At 43.5% G+C, this 19,859-nt stretch carries 20 protein-coding genes; 15 read left to right on the top strand and 5 right to left on the bottom strand.

The annotated features are described in order from the left end of the window. The first annotated feature begins 16 nt into the window (after positions 1-16). From ACI3EZ_RS06600 to ACI3EZ_RS06640, 9 genes are all read left to right on the top strand, one after another. Entirely contained in the window at positions 17-484 is a 468-nt protein-coding gene (locus ACI3EZ_RS06600; RefSeq protein WP_405025900.1) for a hypothetical protein, read from the top strand. Positions 485-726: 242 nt separating this feature from the next. Then, positions 727-1,050, top strand: coding sequence for a hypothetical protein (locus ACI3EZ_RS06605; protein ID WP_405025901.1), 324 nt, complete (start codon positions 727-729; stop codon positions 1,048-1,050). Positions 1,051-1,094: 44 nt separating this feature from the next. Next, complete coding sequence (locus ACI3EZ_RS06610; RefSeq protein WP_405025902.1) at positions 1,095-1,307, top strand: hypothetical protein; 213 nt, start codon at positions 1,095-1,097, stop codon at positions 1,305-1,307. Further along, entirely contained in the window at positions 1,274-1,495 is a 222-nt protein-coding gene (locus ACI3EZ_RS06615; protein ID WP_405025903.1) for a hypothetical protein, read from the top strand. The genes ACI3EZ_RS06610 and ACI3EZ_RS06615 overlap by 34 nt, the downstream gene beginning before the upstream one ends. Positions 1,496-2,297: 802 nt before the next feature. Continuing rightward, positions 2,298-2,603 carry a nucleotide pyrophosphohydrolase gene (locus ACI3EZ_RS06620; RefSeq protein ID WP_405025904.1) on the top strand — a complete coding sequence of 102 codons (306 nt, stop codon included), beginning with the start codon at positions 2,298-2,300 and terminating at the stop codon, positions 2,601-2,603. 52 nt (positions 2,604-2,655) lie between these two features. Then, positions 2,656-4,539: a DNA/RNA helicase domain-containing protein gene (locus tag ACI3EZ_RS06625; protein ID WP_405025905.1), complete on the top strand. Its 1,884-nt coding sequence runs from the start codon at positions 2,656-2,658 to the stop codon at positions 4,537-4,539. Positions 4,540-4,843: 304 nt separating this feature from the next. Next, complete coding sequence (locus tag ACI3EZ_RS06630) at positions 4,844-5,359, top strand: GNAT family N-acetyltransferase (protein ID WP_405025906.1); 516 nt, start codon at positions 4,844-4,846, stop codon at positions 5,357-5,359. Positions 5,360-5,665: 306 nt separating this feature from the next. Next, positions 5,666-6,304, top strand: coding sequence for an Lreu_0056 family protein (locus tag ACI3EZ_RS06635; protein ID WP_405025907.1), 639 nt, complete (start codon positions 5,666-5,668; stop codon positions 6,302-6,304). A 2-nt stretch (positions 6,305-6,306) separates the two neighbouring features. After that, positions 6,307-6,969 (top strand): histidine phosphatase family protein, encoded by a 663-nt coding sequence (locus ACI3EZ_RS06640; protein ID WP_405025908.1) that lies wholly within the window; start codon positions 6,307-6,309, stop codon positions 6,967-6,969. 70 nt (positions 6,970-7,039) lie between these two features. Here ACI3EZ_RS06640 and ACI3EZ_RS06645 read toward each other — a convergent pair whose 3' ends face one another. Further along, a complete protein-coding gene (locus tag ACI3EZ_RS06645; RefSeq protein WP_405025909.1) occupies positions 7,040-8,383 on the bottom strand; it encodes an FAD-dependent oxidoreductase in 1,344 nt (447 codons plus the stop codon). A gap of 223 nt (positions 8,384-8,606) precedes the next feature. Then, positions 8,607-10,199, bottom strand: coding sequence for a bifunctional aspartate transaminase/aspartate 4-decarboxylase (locus ACI3EZ_RS06650; RefSeq protein ID WP_405025910.1), 1,593 nt, complete (start codon positions 10,197-10,199; stop codon positions 8,607-8,609). Positions 10,200-10,371: 172 nt separating this feature from the next. Between ACI3EZ_RS06650 and ACI3EZ_RS06655 the strand changes: the two genes are divergently transcribed. The 3 genes from ACI3EZ_RS06655 to ACI3EZ_RS06665 all read left to right on the top strand — a co-directional run bounded on the left by ACI3EZ_RS06655 (position 10,372) and on the right by ACI3EZ_RS06665 (position 13,503). After that, a complete protein-coding gene (locus tag ACI3EZ_RS06655; RefSeq protein WP_405025911.1) occupies positions 10,372-11,802 on the top strand; it encodes a C69 family dipeptidase in 1,431 nt (476 codons plus the stop codon). Positions 11,803-12,042: 240 nt separating this feature from the next. After that, on the top strand, positions 12,043-12,654 hold the full coding sequence (locus ACI3EZ_RS06660) for an SAP domain-containing protein (protein WP_405025912.1): 612 nt from the start codon (positions 12,043-12,045) through the stop codon (positions 12,652-12,654). Positions 12,655-12,954: 300 nt separating this feature from the next. After that, positions 12,955-13,503 (top strand): hypothetical protein, encoded by a 549-nt coding sequence (locus ACI3EZ_RS06665; RefSeq protein ID WP_405024710.1) that lies wholly within the window; start codon positions 12,955-12,957, stop codon positions 13,501-13,503. A gap of 175 nt (positions 13,504-13,678) precedes the next feature. Here the strand turns inward: ACI3EZ_RS06665 and ACI3EZ_RS06670 are convergent, their stop codons facing one another. The 3 genes from ACI3EZ_RS06670 to ACI3EZ_RS06680 all read right to left on the bottom strand — a co-directional run bounded on the left by ACI3EZ_RS06670 (position 13,679) and on the right by ACI3EZ_RS06680 (position 17,704). Beyond that, positions 13,679-13,942, bottom strand: coding sequence for a hypothetical protein (locus ACI3EZ_RS06670; RefSeq protein WP_405024709.1), 264 nt, complete (start codon positions 13,940-13,942; stop codon positions 13,679-13,681). A 315-nt stretch (positions 13,943-14,257) separates the two neighbouring features. Continuing rightward, the gene (locus tag ACI3EZ_RS06675; RefSeq protein ID WP_405025913.1) at positions 14,258-15,559 is read right to left on the bottom strand and encodes a uracil-xanthine permease family protein; all 1,302 of its coding nucleotides are present in this window, start codon (positions 15,557-15,559) and stop codon (positions 14,258-14,260) included. 240 nt (positions 15,560-15,799) lie between these two features. Beyond that, positions 15,800-17,704, bottom strand: coding sequence for a M13 family metallopeptidase (locus ACI3EZ_RS06680; RefSeq protein WP_405025914.1), 1,905 nt, complete (start codon positions 17,702-17,704; stop codon positions 15,800-15,802). A 197-nt stretch (positions 17,705-17,901) separates the two neighbouring features. Between ACI3EZ_RS06680 and jag the strand changes: the two genes are divergently transcribed. Genes jag through ACI3EZ_RS06695 form a run of 3 tightly spaced genes read left to right on the top strand, consistent with a single transcriptional unit; the run spans position 17,902 to position 19,648 of the window. Continuing rightward, entirely contained in the window at positions 17,902-18,672 is a 771-nt protein-coding gene (jag, locus tag ACI3EZ_RS06685) for an RNA-binding cell elongation regulator Jag/EloR (protein WP_405025915.1), read from the top strand. Between the two features lie 12 nt (positions 18,673-18,684). Then, a complete protein-coding gene (locus ACI3EZ_RS06690; RefSeq protein ID WP_405025916.1) occupies positions 18,685-19,062 on the top strand; it encodes a DUF302 domain-containing protein in 378 nt (125 codons plus the stop codon). 1 nt (position 19,063) lies between these two features. Beyond that, a complete protein-coding gene (locus tag ACI3EZ_RS06695; protein ID WP_405024704.1) occupies positions 19,064-19,648 on the top strand; it encodes a uracil-DNA glycosylase family protein in 585 nt (194 codons plus the stop codon). Positions 19,649-19,859 lie beyond the last annotated feature (211 nt).

The following is a 19,859-nucleotide window of genomic DNA, read 5'->3' on the forward strand; positions in this document are numbered from 1 at the left end:
CGATCAAAAGGATCAAATGTTAAAAGTCCTTCATGATACGGTTAAGGAGATGCAGGAAGTCCAACGAAGATACAAAGAAAACGCAAATATTCAATTAGTATCACACTTAGTAGTAGTCGATGAATTAGCGGCGTTGAAGTCAATGCTAGATCGTAAAGAACAACAACAGTTGTTAAATGATTTAAAACAGTTAGCTTTACTTGGAAGACAGGCGAAATTCCATTTGCTGGTTGGGGTGCAACAAGCAAATGCCAATAATATTCCAACGGAAATTCGAGAGCAATTAGGAATTAAAATTTTACTTGAAAATAGTACACCAAGTGCAAGAAAGTTTTTATTTGAAGATTGCATTATTGAAGTGCCGTTAGGCAATGCAGTAGGACAAGGTTTAATTAGTATCAATGATGGTCCAGTAAGTCCTTTTAAGGCTCCGTTAATTCAAACTGATTTAATTGAAGCGATTAACCAACCAGTTACTTATTAAAAATATTCGTTAGCAAAGAACGGTCACCGAATAATTTTTGGAAAAAATTATGGTGGCCGTTTCTTTGCAATAAAAATACCAAAGCAAGCTAATTGCAAGAGCTTGCAAAAAGAAAATTTGTTTTTTAAAATGAATAAAAATATGGGAATGTTTACTTCTGCTTCGGTCCAGATACACAGTCATATCAATCAACTCCAGTTGATATTCCATCAACAAGTGATCTGCAAAATCAAAAGAATAGCTTGGAAAATCAATTAGCACAACAGAAACAACAAGTTGCTAATGATCAACAAACAGTTAATGATTTGCAAAGCCAAGTTAATGCAGATAAGGAACAAATTAAGAATGATACTCCAACGGCATTACAACAAAAACTTGAACAAGATCAAGCCAAGTTTGATGAATTGAGGAAAGTTCAAGTTAGTCCAGAAGAAATTCAAAAGGCACAAGACGCATATAATGATGCAGTTAAAGCATTAAATTATGCTCAAAGCCAAATGAATAAAGATAACGATACTTTAGCAAAAGCACAACAAGCTTACATTAAGATGAAAAAGAATATTTAGTATTTATTACACCTAAGATAGATTCCAATTCAAAGCATAAACAGATGGCTTTAAGTAAGGGTAAGGATGAAATTATTATTGATACGATTTTAAAGCCAATGTTTTTAATCAAATTGCCTGGTAAAGATAAAAGAGAATTTTTTAAAATTAAGAAATCTATTGAAACGGTTTTAAAAGAATGTAAGAAAGTTGAATTTCCTCAAAAAAAGAAGCCATCAAATCATTGGAATATATCATTAAAAACTTTGATTATCTAAAAAAGAGACATTTTCCAACTAAAGAAATGGGAATCAAGTATGATGAAAATATTCATACAGGACGTGTTTATCTAACTGTATGTGATCCTCAAGATAGTTGTTTGAACAAAGACTGTATAGATTTTAAACTTGAGGTACAAAAAGATGGGGAAAGAGCAAAGCTTATTTCTGATTTTGCAAAAAGATAGAGTGCACCAACAAAGTGTCATTTAGAAGAAGCTGACGATAAAAAAGCATTCAAAAGGTAAAAGGAATATTAGAAAGCGATTATCAAAAAAATTTTGTAAGATTTGATGATGTTTTTGATAATCAAAGTGTGAATGACTTCAAAGAAATGAGGGAGAATGCAAAGTTGATTAATAAGATAAATTTTTAGCTATATAAGTAAAAATACGCCCAACAGGTTGTCTAAGACTATTGGACGATTTGAATACATAACTGGATAGCGACTCGTTATCGTTTGTTAATCTACCACGTAAATAACGTTGTGCCACACTCAACGAAATGGTGCAGCAATGTTTTGCAATAAGAAGTTAATATAAAATCATATGTTTTCTAAATCTAATTGTGTTCGTCTAACCGGTTAGGTTTTTTGTTCTGCAAGATAATAGTAGCTGATATGGTTTACAGGAAATCAAATGGAGATAAGTAGATAAAGGTAAAAGTAGATAAGGATATTAGTGTAATGATAGTTTGGGGTATAAGAGTAAATGTAGAGAAGTAGATAAACATACAAGAGTATTAAAGTATTAATAATCTTTGTTATAAAAGTAAATAGGGTACTAAGGTACCAGCAATTTTATTATTAAAATAGGTATAGGGGAAAGATAGACAAGTGTAAAAGTGGATAAGGATACCAATGTATTAGTAATCTTCATTTTTATTCAATATACAACTTGCGAGTTTTTCATTTAGATATTGACATAAGAACATTAAGCGTTTAAAATAAAATTATAAAAATTTTTAATAAATATGTTTTAAGGAGAAAAAATGGATTATAAAAGAGTGATGAAGGATCTCATAAATTTTAAAGCACAAAGAGGTTGGGATAAGTATCATAATTTAAAAAATTTGGCAGAGTCTGTAAATATTGAAGCTTCAGAAATCATGGAGATATTCCAATGGAAAAAAACGGATACTCAGTTAACAAAAGAGGAAGAAAAACATTTAAAAGGAGAGATTGCTGACACCTTAATTTATCTTTTTTACATGTGCGACAAATTAAAGATAGATCCTATGGAAATTATCGAAGCAAAATTACAATACAATAAAAATAGAAATTGGGACTTTAAATAGAACAAGGAAAAATTTAAGTATCAAAATACACTAAATTATTAGGAGATATAGTATGGGAGGATTAAATAATTTAATAGTATATAAAACACAAGAAGTACAAGGATATTTAGATCATTTGGCTGAAGATATTAAAAGAGAAAAAGGACACGATGCTGATCTATTATTAAATTATCCAGTTATATATATACATGTTTGGAGAAGTAAAACAGATATTTTCAACAATCAATGGAGCATATATATAGGAGAAACAAATGATATTATCTCTAGAACTAAAGAACATTGGGCAGCCGCAAGAATTCCTAAGAATAAACGTGGAAATGGTAATTGGCAACATCATTTGTTAGAGGATATTGATGATAAAGGTAATCCAGTAATACCAACGATTTATTTGTTTGGACACAAGGATTTTAATAAGTCTTTAACGTTGGATATCGAGAATAAACTTATAGATTTTTGCTTAGCTATGGAAACTACTCATACATATAATGGACGTGGAAATGAACAAGGAAACTATGCCGGAGATGAAAATTTAGATAAAATATTTAGCTCTATTTGGAAAGGATTGAAAAAGGATAATAATAAATTATTTTTATCAGAGTCAGCTATACAAAAATCTGCAATATATAAAGCATCACCAAATCATCGTTTAACGGATGATCAAAAACAAGCTCGTCAATTAATTATAGACAGAACGGTTGATGCGATATTATCTAATAAAAAAGAGCAGCTTATTTTTGTAGAAGGAGAAGCTGGCACGGGGAAAACGGTGTTAACTAGTAGTACATTTTATGATATTTTAGATAATGATTTATTTAAAGATTTAAAATGCTATATGCTTATAAATCAAGAGGAACAAAGAAATGTATATAAAAATATGGCTAAAAAATTAGGTTATTCTGATGATATAATTCAAGTTCCCACAACATTTTTAAAAAATCATTCTGTACAAGATTCTAGTGGTAAATATCTGCCTAATGAAGATGAACTTGTTGATTTAGTATTTGTGGATGAAGCTCATCTTCTATGGAATCAGACAAACCAAGCGTATAATTCTAATTTTAGTAAGCCACAGTTAGATGAAATAATGAAGCGATCTAGAGTAACGGTTATAATGTTTGATGAATATCAAATTTTAGATAAGCGTCAACTATATGTTAATGAGTACATGGAGAAAAAAAGAGAAAAAGCACAATCTCAAGGGCCTAATGTAGCTAATGGTGATAATAATTATATTAAAATGACAAATCAATTAAGAATGGATTGCGATTTGAAAACCTTAGAATGGATTGATAATTTATCAAAAGAAAAAAAGTTAGGGGAATTAAATCTTAAGAATCATAGAGATAGCTGTAATTATGAAATCCGCACTTTTGATTCGCCTGAATTATTACATGAAGCCATTATTAAAAAGGCTTTAAATAAGAGAACGCCGTTATCTAGAGTAATAGCAACATATGATTGGAAATTTATTAAAGATAAACCGGCTCCACAAGATCAAAAATACTGGAAAGTCCAGATTGGAGATTGGAGTATGCCATGGAACGAACAAATATATCATATGGATATGAAAAATAAGCTTAAAAAAAGACAAAAAAGGAAATATGATGCGTTAGATTGGGCTGAAAAAGATTACACAATTAATGAAGTTGGATCAACTTTTACTATTCAAGGATTTGATTTAAATTATGCGGGAGTTATTTTAGGTCCTTCAATAAGATACAAAAAAGAAACTAGGGAAATATGGTTTGATGAAAGCAAACGATATTGGGATAAGATGAACGGTAAGCGTACACTGCGAGATAACACTAAAATAAATGTTACCGATATAATTTCTAGAAATGAATTACGAGTTTTAATGACTAGAGGAACAGATGGTTTATATATATATGCTTGTGATAAAGAATTAAGAGAAGCACTAAAAAAAGCTATACACTAATGATTTAGTATTTGACTAGCTTTTTCTGGTTTTTTATTTCAAAAATTCTAAAATGATGCCAAGAAGTTTAAAATCTAGGTCGTTATTAGATCCAAATAAATTTATATAGTTGAGTACGAATAGTTGCGGTTAGCCTTAAAAAGTTAAATATTGATTTAATAAGGCTGAAAAATAGGCATGTGCAGTAATTTTAATTATTGAATGGAATTGTAGCCGATATCGGCTAAAGGATGCCAAAATAATGCCAAGAAACTTGATTATGATATTTTTAATCAAGTTTTTTTAATATCAGGGAGTTAATTTTATGAATGAATGTGAAATTAGATTAATTACAAAAGCAGATGTGAGGTCGCTGTTTAACTTAATTAATAATTCACGTGAAACAATAGGGAAATTTTTACCGTGGGCATTAGAAGTAAAAAAAATAGAAGATGAAGTTTTCTTTGTAAAAAATGCCCTTAAAGGATTAGAAAAAGGGACAATGTACCCGTTTGTAATAGAAAAGAATAATAACGTTGTGGGTATGATAGATTTACATGATATTGATCGGCGTAATAAGCATGCGGATATTGGCTACTGGTTAGGTAATGAATATGTTGGTCAAGGAATAATGAGTCAAAGTGTAAAACAAATTGAATTATATGGTTTTGAGAAATTGAATTTGCATAAGTTAACAATTCAAGTAGAACCAGATAATGTGAAGAGTATAAACGTGGCACGGAATGCGGGTTTTAAATATGAGGGAACTTTAGAAGATGATAAATATGTCAACGGAAAGTTTCATACATTCGATGTATATTCACTGATAAATCTTAACTAGAAAATTTTAAAGAAAGCCTTGATTGGAATTTTTATTTATATAATGAATAAATTTGCATAATTTTGTTGCTTACATTCCTTGGGATAAAGGAGTAATTGATTCCACCAGAAATGGTGGTTTTAAAGCCGAAAATGACACCTTATGGCTGAGATAAAGTACGGATAATAGCGTAGTGACTATGCCCTAGCTGGTTTGCCGACCAGTTAGTTTTTTTAAGTAACCTGGTTTTGTGAAATTAACATTAGTGCAGTTCCTTTCGGTTAGTAATAAAATAGGGGAAGTTGAAAAGGAATGGGAGGATGGAATATGAAAAAACGAGCAGTTGTTTTGGGCCTGGGTCTTGGAGTTAGCCTGCTTTTAGCGGGATGTGGGCAACAGGTTAGTCACCATGAAAGTCATCATCATGATACCCCGACGCACCAGCAGGCGCAGCCGGAACAGCATAACCAAAGCAAGCAGATTGTTCTGAATAACAGCCAGGCAACGCAAAGTAGTAGCAGTAGTAATGCGGTAGCAGTGAACCCAGAGCACGTTCACCTGACGACCCAACAGTTGGGAACGTTAGTGGCCTTATTAAAATACCCGAATTGGTTTAAGCAGGGGGTTGCAGCTGGTAGCATGTACTATAGTGACCAGCCGAATACGGCCCCGGGGAGTGACTTAAATGGCTTTAGTTACGTAACAGCTAATGGGGATCCGACTAGCTATCTTTACTTCCAGTTACAGGGCGAAAACGTTGTGATTAAGTACGTGGATGTGTCAAATGCTGATTGTGTTGCGGACGCGCCGATGCGAACCGTTAGCGTGCGGCTGGATACGCTGATTAACGATTACTACAATACCAAGAAGAAGCAGGATGAAGTCAATGGTTACGCTAACCGGTTGCTTCCTGAATCACAATACGGTAAGAATGCTGATAATCAAAATCAGAGTACGGGGGACTAATCATGACGGCACACATTTACCTTGTCCGGCACGGCCAGACACTGTATAACCTAATGAATAAGATGCAGGGGTGGTCAGACACCCCGTTGACGGAGGCAGGAATTGCTGGGGCGCAGCAAACTGGGCAGTGGCTGCGTAACGTTCACTTTGACGGGGCATATAGTTCAGATCTTGGACGGGCAGCGAAGACCTGTCAACTGATTCTTGAAGAAAACCTGACGACTGATTCGGCCGGACAGGTTCAACTTTCAGCGTTCCGGGAGCAAAACTATGGCTACTTTGAGGGAATGGATAAGCAGTTGGCTTGGCGGCTAGTCGGCGCCCAACTAGGAATAACAACCCTCAAAGAAATTGTGGCAGCTAAGTCGTTTGACGAAGCGAAGGACCTAATGAAGGTGGCGGACCCGTACCGTTTTGCGGAAGATCATACGGAGTACTGGCGGCGAGTTGATGCCGGTTTTGCCCAGTTACGGGCCGATTATCACCGGGGAAATATCTTAGTGGTAACGCACAGTAATACGATTGCTAGCATCGTGGATCGTTTTAGTACCATTGACGTGTTGGCGGATTATCCTAAAAATGGTAGTGTTACTCGATTGTCCTTGATAGATAACGGGATGACAGTGGATTACTACAACCGAACGGGCGCAGATCAGGAATACTAACCAGTAAAACAAGGATAGAAAAACGGGGTGGAAAAGCACCACCCCGTTTTGTATTCTTTTTATTAATGTTTTATTTTTGGTTTGCCTTATTAATTGCGGCGAGGGCTACGTTGTTCAACCAGTTAAGTGGTTGGTCAAAATTGGGCTGGAAGAACATATCAACCATGGCTAGCTGCTCAATGGTCATCTTATTTTGGATGGCCAGCGAGAGGACGTTGGCTGACTGGGAAACGTCGTGTTTGCTGAAGACGGCGCCGCCGAGAATCCGGTGGGTAACCGGATCCCATACGAGACGGCAAGTAACGTTAGTGGTAGACGTCATGAATTCTGGCCGGTACGGCTCTTCAATTGTGACGGCGTCCGCTTTGCACCCCCGCATCTTGGCACCCTCAACGGTTAACCCTGAAGCGGCCATACAACAGCCGTACAGTTCGACCGCTGAAGTGGCCTGTGTTCCCATGTACTTCACGGTTGGTTGATCAATGTTTTGACCAATTAGCATTCCCTGGCGCACGGCGTTGGTTGCCAGCGGAATGTAGTCGTCCTTGCCGGTCGGGTTGTAGTAGACGTTAGTGGCGTCACCGGCCGCAAAAACGTTCGGGTTACTGGTTTGCATGTATTCGTTTGTTCGGATGGCGTGGTTGGGAAGCATGGCGAGTTGACCATCAAACAGTGCGGTATTGGGCTTGAAGCCGGCACACCATACGGCAATGTCCGCAGTGTAGTCTCCCTGGTCGGTGTGAACAGTAATTTGGTTACTTTGCTGTTCAAAGCTGGTGACCTTTTCGCCGAGGGCTAAACGCACCCCGTGATTACGGTATTCCGCTTCAATTTTATCGCTGAGGTCCTTATCAAAGTTTTTGTACAGAACCCGCGGGAAGGCATCCACTAGGGTGACGTCTTTGCCAGCAAGTGATAACTGCTCAGAGAGTTCTGCGCCGATGTAGCCGGCCCCGATGATCACGGCCCGTTTAATTGATGGTGCCAGGTTCTTCAGCGTTTCGGCGTCGTGCCAATCCTTGCACAGGTAAACGCCCTTGCTGTTGATTCCGTCAATCGGCGGGATTACTGGGAGTGAGCCGGTCGTTATCACGAGCTTATCGTACGCAGCCATTGTTTCTTCACCGTTGATGCAATCTTTGACGCGGAGGGTCTGGGCGGCCACGTCTACGCTGAGAACCTCATGTTGCATCTGCATGTGGGCTCCCAAAGCTGCCAACTTCTCCGGACTGGAGTAGAACATCTTCTTGGGGTTTGAAACGTGGTTTCCCACCCACAGGGCGATGCCGCACGAAAGGAACGAGAGGTTGTCGTTCTTTTCATAAACCGTAACATCGTAGTCCGGGTGGTCCGTTAAAATTTGTTGCGCGGCAAATGTGCCGGCGTGAGTCGCGCCGATGATTGCAATTTTCATGATTAAGAACTCCTTTTTTAAAAATTATAACATTATAATAATTCCTAATTGTGAAAAAGTCAACTAAAAAATGAAACCCCTTTCTATGTGTGAGATACACGGTATCAGGGACTAATATCAGGACGATATTAGCAATAATAGTAGTTTTTTCACAATTATTTTTTAGGCGTAAATAAAAAGACCGTGATTCTCATCACAGTCTGAATGTTTCAGTTAATAAGTTTTACTTTTTCTTTGCTGCTTCATACCGTTCGTGGTAGTTGGCTAACAATTGAAGAATCTGTTCCCCAATTACCGTATAGGCGTGGGTTGGCAGGTTAGCTTCAGATACCCGGAGCTTCCCCGGCGTTGTTCCAAAGCCCGGACCGTTCATCAGCGTAATTCCGTTTTTCTTTGCCAGGTTAACCAGGAAGTCGATCTGCTCAAAGTTTTCTTCGAGGTACTTTCGAAAACCTTTACCGTACTTATGTTCGGCAATTTGATAAATATCGAGCAGGGAGTAGTACTTGGTATTTTCCTTACTCTCATCCGGATTAATCCCGAGGGCGGTGCATAACCGATTGTACCGTTCGCTTACAATTCGGCGTGATTCGTTGATATACTGATCATCCTTGCCGGCAACCAGGTGGGTAAGGGCAAAAAGGTCTTCCATAACCTGCTGGGGCGTAGAGAGTCCGGCAGTGTGGTACAACCCGATGGACCGACTGTCTGCTACCATCCGTTCAATGAATGACATTTTATCGGGGTGCAAGACTACGTTGCCGTACCGTTCGTTAACCTCTGCTCGTTGTGCGGATGGTAGCTCACTAACGAGCTTATCGAAGACGTTGTCGTCGTGCATGGCGATTAGGCCGAGGCGCCAACCAGTTGCACCAAAGAGTTTGGAGAACGAATAGACCAGCATTGTATTGTACGGGACGACGCTGTAAATTGTTTGGAAGTTCTCAGCAAACGTTCCGTAGACATCATCCGTCACAATCATCAGGTCCGGGTTTTTGGCCACGGCCCGCTTAATGGCCGCCAGCGCCTGTTTGTCAAACGCCTTAGCGCCCGGGTTACTTGGGTTAATTGCACACACCAGTTTGATGTTAGGGTCTGCTAGTTTTTCCAGTTCTTCCGGTCGGATTTGCCAGTTAGTAGTTTCATCCGCGACCAGGTTGATCTTAACGAGTTGATAATCGTTGAGTACCGGAATCTCCAGGTATGGCGTAAAAATTGGCGTGGTCAGCGCAATTTTGTCCCCGGGGTGGATCAGGTGATTTTCCTTTAGGGAGTTAAATAGGTAGACGATTGCCGCTGTTCCCCCCTCAGTTGGGAAAATCTGCGTGTGGTTCTCCAGGTTGACACCGCCATACAGCACATTTTGAACATAGCGGTTTAAAATTCGCTCGGTGTAATGAAGAACCCGATCAGGAGCCGGGTAGTTGTTCCCAAGGGCCCCGTCGGTGAGTTCCTTAACCAGCCGGTCCGGGTTAGCCGCTAGTTCATCTACGCAATAGTCCACGGCCGACTGCAAAAACTTGTCGTTCGGGCGTTCTTCAGGATTTAAGAACCGCTTAAACCGAGCGGCAATCCCTCCCGCTTCGGTGTACCCGGCCAGGTCGTGTTCATCAATCGTTCGCCGGGTTTCGGTAATTCCAAATTCAACGAGGCGGTTAAATGCCAGCCGGGCCTTCGTGTTTAACCAGTTTGGATCGCCCCGCCCGGCGTTCAGGGAGGTGTTGTGGTGATCGTTATTCTGTGCGAGCTTGTTAATCTTCTTGCTAATTTCAAAAGCGTTTAGCTTAGCAAGCTGTTGCTCGTCTACTCTGTCCACTAGTGTTCACTCCTTTAGAATTCTTACCCTAGTAGGGTACTATTTTTGGCGGAAAAGTACAATTTCTTTTGTGATTTTTTTGTAGCGGGCCTTTGCCCTGAGAAAAATTGAACCTGCCGGGGCGCTCTGCTAGAATAAAGGTAATTTTAAATGGGAAATGAAGGTTATATCAATGGAAATTGAACGCGCTTGCACGTCAATGCTGGTGGGGAAGGATGCTAGTATCGATGGTTCCGTGATGATCGCGCGGAACGATGATACCTTCTTACCATTAACCCCTCAACGGTTTTATATGCATCCGGCATGGCACGGGGAGAAAGGAAAGAAGATTAGGTCGTGGTTAAACGGGTTTGAGATGGAACTGCCAGAAAACGGCTACCGCTACAACGCCGTTCCGAACGTCGACTACAAGAAAAATGGTTACTACGAAGAAAGTGGGATTAACGAAAAGAACGTTGCAATGTCTGCAACGGAGTCAACGTACGGGAATGAACGGACGTTGGCCTTTGATCCGCTGGTAAAGGACGGACTTGATGAGGATTGCATTGTTAATGTAACGCTACCGTTCATCGACTCTGCCCGGCAGGCCGTTCAGTTTCTTGGAAAACTGATTTCCAAGTATGGTTCTCCGGCCGGCAACTCCGTTTTGTTTGCTGATAAGAACGAGGCATGGTACATGGAAATTGTGACGGGACACTTGTGGCTTGCTCAGCGAATCCCGGATGATGCTTATGCCGTGGTAGCCAATGAGGTGGCCATCCAGCAGGTCGACTTCAACGACACGGAAAACTTCCAGTGGGCGGACGGGATCCAGAAATTTGTTGAGGAGCACCACCTTAATCCAGACAAGGAAGGGTGGAACTTCCGCCACATCTTCGGGACGTTTAACGAGAAGGATCGCCACTACAATACACCACGGGTATGGTACGGGCATCATCTGTTTAACCCAGAACTGGAGGAGGATCCAGAATCAGGTGAATTACCGTTCATTATGCGGACGAACCATAAATTTACTCCAGACGATATTGAGATGTACCTCGGTTCCCATTACAACGAGACGCCATACGACCCAATGGGCCACGGGGATGATGCCGATAAGTACCGCTACCGGCCAATTGGCTTGAACCGGACGCAGAATTCCCACGTTCTCCAACTGCGGAACGATGTGCCAGAAGAGCAGCAGGCCATCATGTGGCTGTGCATCGGTTACCCGGAATTCAGCCCGTACATTCCGTTTTACACGAACGCTAATGACACGGATCCGAGTTTCTCAGAAACGCCGCTTGAGATGGACGTTGATGCTGATTCTGCTTACTGGCTGTATCGTCACATGTCAATGCTGGTGGAAAGTCACTACAGTAAGTTTATCCAGGATAATATCGATTACCTGATTGAGTGTCGGCGCGTCAATCGCAAAATGATTGCTGAGATTGACAAGGAGGCCGCCAAGTTGCACGGCGAGAGATTAACGGAGTTCTTAACACAGAAGAACTACGAAAGCGTGGCCAGGATGAAGAAGATGACCAAGGAGCTGATGAACAAGCTTATCATGAAGGGCATTGAATTATCGAAGTTCACGTTTAACATGGATAAGAATTTATAATTCTCAATTACCTAGGGGCGTTTAAATGCGCGGTATAAGGGGCTTTGGAGTTTTAATGTATCTGTAAAAAAGGTAAAGGATGAACAGAAAAGCCCTTAAGGAAGAGCCTGATATAAAGTGTGTTTGCCTGCCTTTATAATTTCAAGAATATGATAACCAACGTACTAAGCTTAGTAAAAACGCGCCTAGAAATTTCTGGGCGTGTTTTTGGTAAACGCGTGTTAATAACCGGGGGAAACGATGATAAAAATCACAAAAGAGAATCTAAAAAAAGAATATTGGTATAAAAAAGATTTACAAAGATTTTGTAGTGAAAAAGGGTTGCCTTCTTACGGGACTAAGGCAGAGCTTTTAATATATATTGAAAAGTATTTTGGAGGTACACCACTAAGTGACATCAAACCTCTGAGGAGACCGAAAAGGGCGTCAAAAAAACTTTTATGGGATGAAATGACACCAGAAACAAAAATATTAAATTCAGGCTTTTCTTTAAACGGTGAAGCACGAAAATTTTTTAAATATTATTTGGGCTTGGAAAAATTTTCTTTTAAGAAAAACATGGCAATAAAATTACGAGAAATCGAAAGAAACCAAGATGAAGCGGCGACCATTCAAGATTTAATTAATGCATATTTTAATTCTAGTAAAATTAGAAACCCAGAGGAAAAAACGTACGAATGGAATTATTTTGTTAAAGACTTTTTTAATGATGAGAATTCTAAAAAATTTGGTTCAAAATTGAAGGTAGCTTCTATCTTATGGAGTAACGTTAAACAAAGTGCGGGCAGTAAGAAGTATAACAGTTCATTAATTGAAGAATATAAAGACAAAATCCAAAATTATATGCTTTAGGTAGACGCATTTATGAACCCTTAAATGTTTGGCTGTATTGGTGATGGTATTCGTAAACTTGGGGATTATTTTTTGACTACTCCGACCGAAAGCGACAGTGAGAGAATAATACGGATTAGTGAACGGTAATAAAAATTAACGGTGGAGGTGCAGCAGGCGGCTCCTTTTTTATTGTTTCCATTTCGCCTATTTTGGGGGAAGGTATCCTTTGTGAACGTGAGCTGGCGCCAATAAACGAAAGGAGCTATAATCGGGAGCAGATTTATTAAGAAAGAATAACGAACTTGGAGGATGATGCGAATGATAACAAAGCACTACTGCCTTGTCGCGGGGGTTATTAGCGGTGGGCTGCTATTCGGCTGGGGGATAACTGCTCAGGCAAACTCTTCCCCTAAAGCGTCCTCAAGTTTCCGGGTAACCCCGGCAATGGTTAGCAGCACCGGCACGCCGGCAGGAACAAATTTCCCGCAGGCCATGCAGGGAAATTGGTATACAGCTGACGGCGCGACTTTGACTATCCGCGGTAACCAACTTCAAACCAACGACGGACACGGGCACGCGACGATGTTACAGGCCCACCCGGCCCAACAGCATACCGCCGCAGACACTAACCATCATCCAGAAACGATGCAGGCTGATACGGTCAACTGGTGCTTCCTGACGAACGTAACGGTGCACAACCACCGCTGGTTACGGGAGTATGGGTGGACGCAGAGTAAGGGGGATGGGACCCTCTATCGTGTAACGAAGTGGCACCACCACAAGGAGCTGTTACGGAGTAATGATTTAGCGACGATGCACTATTTTCGGAATGCGCACGTTGCCCGGACGTGGGCTCATCATCATTGAAGAGGGTAAGTGTTGATCTTGCCTTGTTTTGAAAACCGTATACTCCCAATATTGAATTTATTTTGTTCAAAATTGGGGGTGCATATTGATTTTTTTGTATTTAATAGGTGGTTTTTTTACCAGCTTAATAGAAGCGACCGTTATCCCTTGGGGATAGCGGTCGTTAATTTATTAGTTAAAAGCTATAATTTTCAATAGGGGTATCAAACCAGTCGTACCGAAGAATATGGCGGTGCTTTCGGTCGACGGGGATCCATAGCCCCGTGTGCATGATATCGCGCATCACCTTTAGAAAGACGCCGTCATGGGCAGTACTTTGCGGTCGGGTAACGGTAATGAACTCATTTGTTTCGGTCTTGAGGACAAGAGCGTGCTTGCCGAGCTTGACCACCTGGGCGGGAACAATGTCCGCTGTTGATTGGTTGCCTGATGTTGTCATGAAATCACTCTCTTTCTATCAGGACATCCGGGGTTGAATTCCCCGTATCATCATTATACGTGGTTTGACTGAAAGTGCCACGAATAGCCCTGAGCTTTTATGAATCCTTACGTTCGTTTGTACTTTCGTAAGGATTCTGAAAAGAGAAAAGAGCGTAAAACGCCGAAAATGAACATGCTGGAAGCGGTAAGCCGCACGAATTATGAAGGACGGATTCAACAATCGGCGTACATTTACCGTAATTTTTGTTTATTGGGGGCACCAGATTATACGGAAAAACAAAGGGGATGAGACTTATGTCCCACCCCCTAAAATTTAGTCTGATTCGCTATCTTGCTGGCGAGCTTCCTGTTCACTCCGGGCCTCTCTTGGCAGAATCAGGTTCAAAATAATTCCTAGAACCGCAGCCACCGCCAGGCCCGAGAACTGGTACTGCCCTAGCTGAAGGTAGGCGTTCCCAATTCCGATTACCAGGATTACTGAGGCAATCATCAGGTTTCGTTTTTTATCAAAGTTAACGCGGTTATCAATCAGCACGCGCAGGCCGCTGGAGGCAATTACTCCGAACAGCAGGAATGAGATCCCCCCGATAACCGGCTTGGGGATGGTTTCAATTAGTGCACTTAGCTTACCGATGAAACCAAAGATAATGGCAAATAAAGCGGCACCGGCCAACACATAGACGCTGTGGACCTTAGTGATGGCGAGCACACCAATATTTTCCCCGTAGCTTGTTACCGGTGGGCCCCCGACAAACCCAGCGATAATAGAAGCGGTTCCGTCTCCCGCCAAGGTGTGGTTGAGTCCTGGATTTTTGAAGAAGTTCCGCTCCGTCAGCTGGTTAAGTACCATGATGTGGCCCATGTGCTCCGTCATCGTCACGAAGGCAATTGGTGCCATGCTGAGGATGGCACCCCAGTACAGCTTTGGTTTGTAATTAACAAACGGAATTTGGAAGGCTGGCAAGCTCAGCCAGTGGGCGTGAAGAACCGGGGTGAAGTTCACGATGCCGAAGAGAACGGCGATTACGTAGCCGACTACAATCCCCAGTAGAATCGGGATCAACCCGAGGAAGCCTTTCATGAACATGTTAAAGGCGATCGTAACCAGCAGGGTTAGCAGGGCAACCGCAAAAAATTTGAGATCGTAGTGTCCCGTCGCATTAATCGTTGCGTCCTTGGCAGCCGTTCCAGCAAGCGAAAGTCCGATGACCATGATAATTGGGCCGACAATAACCGGCGGTAAGAGGCGGTCAATCCAGTCTGACCCAATCACGCTGACAATCAGTGATACGATCAGGTAAACGCACCCGACGGCAATGGTTCCCTGAGCAATCCCCGGGTAGCCGACCGTTTTCATTAAGGCAATCATCGGCACGATGAACGAAAAACTTGAACCCATGTACGCTGGAATCTTCCCCTTAGTAATCAGGATATACATTAAGGTCCCAACCCCAGAACTAAACAGGGCGATTCCTGGATTTAATCCCACCAGGATAGGAACCAGCACGGTTGACCCGAACATCGAGAACATGTGCTGGATGGAAAGCCCCACCCATTGACCGAATCCAGGGCGTTCGTTGACGTCGAGCACGATGTCCCGCCGTTTATTACTCATAAAAAACACTCCTTTAAAAAAGCTCCTGGTCGCGTGAACCCAGGAGCGGTGCGTACAGGAAAACCCTACAATAAATACCGGTCTTTTGAGTCTCACGGGACCACATTAAAAGCATTAAACCGCGCCTCATTGTATGGTTTTTTTTGAAGGGCGTCAAGTAAAACGGGGGTGGTAGTAGGAAGAGATGATAAAGCATCCCATCCTGTACCACTCCCGTTCTTGTTTTGAAAGCGGCTTTAGTTACCAGATGTTAACCCGGTTTTCTGGTTCCATGTACATGCCATCGCCGGGCTGCACGTTAAAGGTGGTGTAGAAGTCCGCTAGGTTCCGTGGCTGAATGTTGGCCCGAAGTTCCTGGGGAGCGTGCACGTCAATTGCCAGGAGAAGTTTTTCTCGCTCCAGGGAAGACTTCACGCACCAGATCCGTGCCCAGTTAATGAAGAATTCCCGCAGGTTAGCGTCCGGTGTTTCCTTGGCGGCTTCCAGAGCACAGCTTAATCCCCCGGCGTCAGCGATATTTTCGGAAACGACTAACTTACCGTTGACCTTACCGGCGCGGGTGGTCAGTCCGTCAAACTCGCGGATCATGTCCTGGGCCAGGGTATCAAAGTGCTGTTTGTCAGCGTCCGTCCACCAGTTCTTCATATTACCCCATTCGTCAAACTTGGCGCCGTTGTTGTCAAAGGCGTGGGAAATTTCATGGGCGATGACCGCACCGATTCCGCCATAATTGGCGCTGGCGGATTGGTTAAGGCCGTAGAACGGGGCCTGCAGGATGGCTGCCGGGAAAACAATGATGTTAAATGAGGGGTTGTAGTAGGCGTTCACCGTGCTGGCTGCCATTTCCCATTCTGTCCGGTCAACTTGTTTGCCCCAGCGGCTGAAGTTATCTTCGATAGCAATTCGGGTAAACCGGGAAGCATTGGTAAGCAGGGATTCTCCTTCGTGAACGACAAACCGCTTGTAAAGCGGCGCCAATTTGTCAGGGTAGCCAACCTGAACACCGAGATTATTCAGCTTAACGATGGCTTGTTCACGCGTAGTGGCACTCAGCCAATCGTTATTTTCTAACCGGTGCTTGTAAACGGCGACCATCTTGGCAACCATCTGTTCAACGTCGGCCTTGGCCTGTTCACCAAAGTACTTGTGACCGTAGTACAACCCAACAACCTGGGAGAATTGATTGCTTGCTAAGCGGTAAGCACTTTTTTGCTGATTAGCTGCCTGCTTGCTTCCAGAGAGGGCGCGGTTATAAATGGTAGCGGTAATGCGAGCTTCATCGGTCAGGTACGGGCTGACCCGGAGAAGGGTTTTAACAAACAGCCAACCCTTGAAGTTCGTAAACGTCTGCGGGTTGACGATTTTGTCGAGGTGTTCGAAGTAGCGCGGTTCGCTTACGATGATTTTATCCGGGGCCTTACCGATAAGAGCGGCGGCGTCCGCTACAAGGTCAACCTGGTCGCTAAAGGCGGATAACTCTGCTGCGTTAACCGGGTTGTACAGGCTAGTGTAGTCGGCTCGGGCCGTGCTGTCCTTTTCGTACGGGGCCATGGACCGATCAAAGGCGAGGGCCTGTTCGAGGGTTTCCTGGGCAAAGTCGTCGTCGTATCCGGCTAGTTTAAAGAGTTTGAGCATCATTGCTCGGTAGGTCTCTAGGAGGGCTGGTGCTTGGGGATTGTTCTCCTGATAGTACGTTGTATCCGGTAGGATGAGGGAGCCCACGTCAACGCTTAATACGTAGTGTTGGGTATCCTTCATGTCGGGTTCCACGAAGAACTGGAATGGCGCCGGGAACCCGTCCTTAGTGAGGGCAGGGAGTTGGCGCTGCCAGTCGGTCAAGTCCCGCAGGTGGCTAACCCGTTCGAGGAGTTCAAGGGCGGGGCCAAAGCCTTCTTTGTTTCGGTGAGCGAAATCAGCGGCTAACCGGTAGTATTTGATAAATTCGCCGAGGTATTTATTAGTTGGCCGGGTAGTCCCGGCTAGCATGGCGCTAAAGTCATCCATTAACTGGTGTTCGATATTGTCAGCCAGGGTGGCAAAGCCCCCGGTAGTTGGCCGGTCGGCGGGGATTTTGGCCGTTTTAAGCCAGTCGCCGTTAACGGCCATGTATAAGTCGTCTTTAATTAGCTGTTCGTTTACTGTCATGAATCATGCCTCCAAATAAAAGCGCTTCAGTTACCAATAGTTTAGCGCACATGCCGGCAAAAAGCGATTTTTTAGGGGGGTGGAAGCGTCTAGGAAAATCCTAAGCACCTTCATTATTGCCCGTTTTCGCCGGTTTGTTACCCGTGCATTATGCTACAATGGTGGTGATTGGATACAAGAGACGGAGGAGAAAGGAAATGGAGTTTACAGGGGAAACGGTTGATGAGGCGGTTGCGGCTGGGCTGGCCCAGCTGAAATGTACGCGCGACGAGGTCACGGTTACGGTGGTCACGGCCGGGAAACGGGGCTTCTTGGGAATTGGCCGCCAGGATGCGGTCGTTACCATGGAGGTGCGAGAGCAACCTCAGGCACCAACGCAAGAAGCGCAAGAGCCGGTTGCTGAGAAGCAGCAGGCCGCCGATGAAGCACAACTGCAAGAAGAGTCGGTAGCTTCCAAACAATCCCGGCAAACTTCTCAGGAAGCCGCCCGCGATGCGGTGGTTACTGATTTGGGGAACTATCTGGCTACCGTCACCGCACAGATGGGCGTTCCTGCAACAGTAAACGTTACCGTTGGGCACCGCCAGGTTACGTACCGGTTTGTTGCTGATGAAGCCGATGAGGGAAAATTGATCGGAAAGCACGGTAAGGTCCTCAATGCTTTGCAACTATTAGCCCAGAACTACGTGGATGCCCGTTACCGGCACCACCTGCGGATTATTCTTGACGTTGCTGATTACCGGGAACGGCGGCGGGCAACGCTGGAACATCTGGCAGAGCGAACGGCGGCGGATGTTATTGCAAGCGGCCGGCCGGTTTACCTGAATCCTATGCCAGCAGGCGAACGGAAGGTTATTCACCAGGCGTTAGCTAAGAATGATTACGTAACAACAATTTCCCGGGGGCGGGACCCGCGACGGGGCGTAGTCGTACGGCCGGCACACCGTGATGATGTAGATTTAATGTAAGGGGCGGATGGAATGGAAACAATTATTGTTAACCATAAGTTTGATGAGGTATACGCGGGGGTTTTAACGAAGATTGCAGAACACGGGTTTAAGGTGTTTGATGACATTGACCAGCAGGCGGAGGCAACGGCCGTTGATTTGCAGATTAACCCGACCCGCCTAATTATTTTCGGAAATCCTAAGGTAGGGACGCTTTTGATGCAGGAAAACGATGAGATTACGTTTGAGCTCCCCATTAAGGTTTTGTTAATCGGGATGGGGAAACAGACTAAACTGGTATACCGGGCACCGCGCGACTTTGCCGGGGTTGATCGGCTCCAAGAACGCGGCCGGCAAATTATTGCAAAGATGACAGCGATGTACGCGGACATGGTGGAAAGCGTGAAGTAACATGAATGATGAATTAAACGCTATTTTTGAAGCGATTAAGGCGGATCCGCAGAACGCGGAGTACACCAAGCAGGGCATTGATCCGCTATATTATGTGGACGCGAACGCTACTATTCTGGTGATTGGGCAGGCGCCGGGAAAGAAGGCCCAGGACACTCACATCATTTGGAACGATGCGTCCGGGAAGCGGCTCCGGGAGTGGATGGGTGTGTCGGATGATACTTTTTACCATTCCGGGAAAATTGCGGTTCTTCCGTGTGACTTTTATTTCCCGGGAAAGGGAAAGAGCGGCGATCTTCCCCCGCGGAAGGGGTTTGCGGATAAATGGCATCCGCGCTTGTTAAAGGCGATGCCGAATCTGCAACTAACGATGCTGGTGGGGAATTACGCCTTGCGGAAATATTTGGATTTGAAAAGCAAGGATACGTTGACGAACACGGTTAAGCATTTCCGGGACTACTTGCCGGAATACTTTCCGTTGGTTCACCCGTCTCCGCGGAATCAAATGTGGATGAAGAAAAACCCGTGGTTTGAAGCGGAGGTTTTACCGGAACTAAAGCAGCGGGTGCAGGATGCTTTAAAATAAGATAAAAAATCCTGTGGCTTAGGAAGGCCACAGGATTTTTTTATCTTTTTTATTTGGAAATGTTATTACCGCCCTATGCTTTTTGCCTTTGTTGGTCATGCTTGCGGTTCACAATCATGAGAACGAAAGCGGCAACGACGCCGGCCCCGGCAACCAGCACGCTGATAAAGAAGATGATCTTATAAGCTGTAATCGGGTTATGCTGGTCGAT

It is taken from the genome of Ligilactobacillus sp. LYQ60 (genome assembly GCF_045033015.1).
Lineage (GTDB): Bacteria > Bacillota > Bacilli > Lactobacillales > Lactobacillaceae > Ligilactobacillus.

What these genes read in the sequence shown, in the direction of transcription:
- ACI3EZ_RS06670 (WP_405024709.1), bottom strand. Translation starts at nt 13,942, where the DNA reads ATGACAACATCAGGCAACCAATCAACAGCGGACATTGTTCCCGCCCAG.
- ACI3EZ_RS06645 (WP_405025909.1), bottom strand. Translation starts at nt 8,383, where the DNA reads ATGAAAATTGCAATCATCGGCGCGACTCACGCCGGCACATTTGCCGCG.
- ACI3EZ_RS06680 (WP_405025914.1), bottom strand. Translation starts at nt 17,704, where the DNA reads ATGACAGTAAACGAACAGCTAATTAAAGACGACTTATACATGGCCGTT.
- ACI3EZ_RS06635 (WP_405025907.1), top strand. Translation starts at nt 5,666, where the DNA reads ATGAAAAAACGAGCAGTTGTTTTGGGCCTGGGTCTTGGAGTTAGCCTG.
- ACI3EZ_RS06640 (WP_405025908.1), top strand. Translation starts at nt 6,307, where the DNA reads ATGACGGCACACATTTACCTTGTCCGGCACGGCCAGACACTGTATAAC.
- ACI3EZ_RS06660 (WP_405025912.1), top strand. Translation starts at nt 12,043, where the DNA reads ATGATAAAAATCACAAAAGAGAATCTAAAAAAAGAATATTGGTATAAA.
- ACI3EZ_RS06655 (WP_405025911.1), top strand. Translation starts at nt 10,372, where the DNA reads ATGGAAATTGAACGCGCTTGCACGTCAATGCTGGTGGGGAAGGATGCT.
- ACI3EZ_RS06675 (WP_405025913.1), bottom strand. Translation starts at nt 15,559, where the DNA reads ATGAGTAATAAACGGCGGGACATCGTGCTCGACGTCAACGAACGCCCT.
- ACI3EZ_RS06665 (WP_405024710.1), top strand. Translation starts at nt 12,955, where the DNA reads ATGATAACAAAGCACTACTGCCTTGTCGCGGGGGTTATTAGCGGTGGG.
- ACI3EZ_RS06610 (WP_405025902.1), top strand. Translation starts at nt 1,095, where the DNA reads ATGGCTTTAAGTAAGGGTAAGGATGAAATTATTATTGATACGATTTTA.
- jag (WP_405025915.1), top strand. Translation starts at nt 17,902, where the DNA reads ATGGAGTTTACAGGGGAAACGGTTGATGAGGCGGTTGCGGCTGGGCTG.
- ACI3EZ_RS06620 (WP_405025904.1), top strand. Translation starts at nt 2,298, where the DNA reads ATGGATTATAAAAGAGTGATGAAGGATCTCATAAATTTTAAAGCACAA.
- ACI3EZ_RS06600 (WP_405025900.1), top strand. Translation starts at nt 17, where the DNA reads ATGTTAAAAGTCCTTCATGATACGGTTAAGGAGATGCAGGAAGTCCAA.
- ACI3EZ_RS06630 (WP_405025906.1), top strand. Translation starts at nt 4,844, where the DNA reads ATGAATGAATGTGAAATTAGATTAATTACAAAAGCAGATGTGAGGTCG.
- ACI3EZ_RS06690 (WP_405025916.1), top strand. Translation starts at nt 18,685, where the DNA reads ATGGAAACAATTATTGTTAACCATAAGTTTGATGAGGTATACGCGGGG.
- ACI3EZ_RS06625 (WP_405025905.1), top strand. Translation starts at nt 2,656, where the DNA reads ATGGGAGGATTAAATAATTTAATAGTATATAAAACACAAGAAGTACAA.
- ACI3EZ_RS06695 (WP_405024704.1), top strand. Translation starts at nt 19,064, where the DNA reads ATGAATGATGAATTAAACGCTATTTTTGAAGCGATTAAGGCGGATCCG.